The sequence below is a fragment of the Paenimyroides marinum genome (assembly GCF_900108395.1).
Classification (GTDB): Bacteria; Bacteroidota; Bacteroidia; order Flavobacteriales; family Flavobacteriaceae; genus Flavobacterium; species Flavobacterium marinum.
Genome location: NZ_FNXE01000087.1, coordinates 1 through 2334 on the forward strand (window position 1 = coordinate 1; position 2334 = coordinate 2334).

Below are 2334 nucleotides of genomic sequence, written 5' to 3' on the forward strand. Positions count from 1 at the left end.
TTTTGATTTGTCGTAAAACCAAAATATGAAAAAAGGAGCTAACCACAATGGGAAGCTCCTTAATTTTGAAAAGTTAGTCGGTTAGTAGTGATTTAAAATTATATACCTGATGAATATACATTTTCTGTACCACTTTTTTAAAACTGCGGTAAACACCTATAAATTATAGGAAAACACCCCGGTTAAAATCTGCTATTTCTTTAAAACAAAATCCCGATGACTAATCTTTTTAGCATCGGGATTTCAACTTAAAAAATAAATAGTTACGTTATGACCACCGCTTGTTTCCATAAGCCTCGTATTGGTATGCGTAAATTTTTGACCATTTATCGTATTGAGATCTGCTTAACAGGTTTTGAATTTTACGGTCGTATTCACGATCTAACATACGTAGTTTTTGCTGTGGGTTTCTGTATTTTTTTAAAATTGTACGTTCTTCGGTTTGTTTGTCTTTTAACAAAGCAACTAATTGGCGTTCTTGACGACTGGTTAAATATAATCTTGAAAAATTAAAATTCCCGTATCTGCTATTATAGGTTTGTTGATAACGGTTTTCTTGATAGGTTTTATTATCTGTTCTAACCATTTGTCTTTGCTGTGCAAAAGCCCCTACTGAAAGAGCCATCATCGCTATTGTAAACATTTTTTTCATGATTTCTAAGTTTTATTTGTTTGATTAGCAAATTTCAATTGCCGTGCCAAATTATCAAAAACCATAAAATCTATTAAAAATCAAGGTAAACAGATGCTTTTTGGAGGTAAATAAAAAAGCATCAAACTTCTCTGATCTTGTTTAGCAGCATCAAAGACTGTATTTAGATTGATTTTCTATACAAAACTGAGAAAACTGTTCCTTTGCCCATTTCTGATTTTAAAACCCGTATGCTTCCTTTGTGATACTTTTCAACAATGCGTTGAGTCAATGACAAACCCAATCCCCAACCGCGTTTTTTAGTTGAAAATCCTGGTTCAAAAACTTTTCTGAATTGATTTTTTGGAATTCCTTTGCCGGTATCACTTACCAAAATCTGCAGATTATTTTCGTTGTTTTTAATTTCTACTTTAATTTTTCCTTTACCTTTAATAGCATCAATGGCATTTTTTATCAGATTTTCAATCGTCCAGCTGTGTAATGTAGGGTTCAACATTAAATTAACAATATCGGCATTGGCCTCAAATTCAAATTCAATTTGTTTAGAACTGCGAGATTGTAAGTAATCAAACGATTTTTTAGTTTCTTCTACAATGTTCAGCAATTCCAGATTAGGTTCTGATCCAATTTTAGAAAAACGGTCGGCAATGGTTTGCAAACGATCTACATCTTTCTGGATTTCATCGACAATATTTTCATCGATATGTTCTAATTTCATAATTTCAATCCAGCCTAAAAGTGATGAAAGCGGTGTACCGATCTGATGTGCCGTTTCTTTTGCCATACCTGCCCACAATTTATTTTCAGACGACATTTTACTGGCACGGAAATAACTATACACCAACAGCCCGAACAAAACCAAAATAGCAACTAACGCCAACGGATAATATTTTAACTTGGTAATTAGCGATGAGTTTCCGTAATAAACATATTGATTTCCGCTTGGGTGCATAATCTCAATCGGTGCATTTTGTTTTTTAAGATCCAAAAGCATCTTTCTTATCAGAAGAGTGTCATTAGCAACTTCTTTTGGCAAGTTTGAAAAACTTCTAATGCTATCAGTATTCGTTGCCAAAATTACCGGAATAGTCTTGTTTTTTATAAGAATGTTAGATGGTAGCTCGATATCTGCGTCTAAATCAGAAACCTCACTAATTTTTTTATTTGCTTCTGCCCAAATTTCCATTTTTATACGTTCTTCATTCTTAAATGTCTGGAAAAGCAAATAGGTATTCCACAGAATCAATATTAAAATTCCCAATGAAAAAAGCAAGATAAACCCGCGGGTGTACAAACTCCGTTTGACGATTGACATACTTATGATTTTGTTTGATAAAATTAAGAAATTCTCTTTTTAAAAGTTTGAATAATTTTTAGGCTTATATCAGATGTTTTATCCTCTTTTAATATTTGATATATCTGATCCAATTTTCGGATTCCTTCTTCTCTATTTTGCTCATCAATGGTTAACCGATAATTCTTAAATCCTGTTTCTCCTATCTTTTTCATTACTTTATCAGAAACTTCAAGTTTACATAATTCAACTGATTGATAAAAAGAACAATCCGTACAAATGACTATTTTATAACATTGTTGTCCGATAAAAAGGAAGCCAACTTAATGGCTTCCTAAAAACATCGTAAATTTGTGTTGCAAAACTTAAAATACGATGAGTAAAAGTA

The 2334-nt window shown here is 32.1% G+C and carries 3 protein-coding genes; all 3 read right to left on the bottom strand.

Going from position 1 to position 2334, the window contains the following annotated elements:
• Positions 1 to 268 precede the first annotated feature (268 nt).
• Complete coding sequence (locus BLW20_RS14460; RefSeq protein ID WP_091102987.1) at positions 269 to 652, bottom strand: hypothetical protein; 384 nt, start codon at positions 650 to 652, stop codon at positions 269 to 271.
• Between the two features lie 163 nt (positions 653 to 815).
• Entirely contained in the window at positions 816 to 1967 is a 1152-nt protein-coding gene (locus BLW20_RS14465; RefSeq protein ID WP_091102991.1) for a sensor histidine kinase, read from the bottom strand.
• A 23-nt stretch (positions 1968 to 1990) separates the two neighbouring features.
• On the bottom strand, positions 1991 to 2161 hold the full coding sequence (locus BLW20_RS14745; RefSeq protein ID WP_177165111.1) for a hypothetical protein: 171 nt from the start codon (positions 2159 to 2161) through the stop codon (positions 1991 to 1993).
• Between the last annotated feature and the right edge of the window lie 173 nt (positions 2162 to 2334).

Coding starts and splice junctions, on each gene's coding strand:
- BLW20_RS14460 (WP_091102987.1), bottom strand. CDS start 652: ATGAAAAAAATGTTTACAATAGCGATGATGGCTCTTTCAGTAGGGGCT.
- BLW20_RS14465 (WP_091102991.1), bottom strand. CDS start 1,967: ATGTCAATCGTCAAACGGAGTTTGTACACCCGCGGGTTTATCTTGCTT.
- BLW20_RS14745 (WP_177165111.1), bottom strand. CDS start 2,161: ATGAAAAAGATAGGAGAAACAGGATTTAAGAATTATCGGTTAACCATT.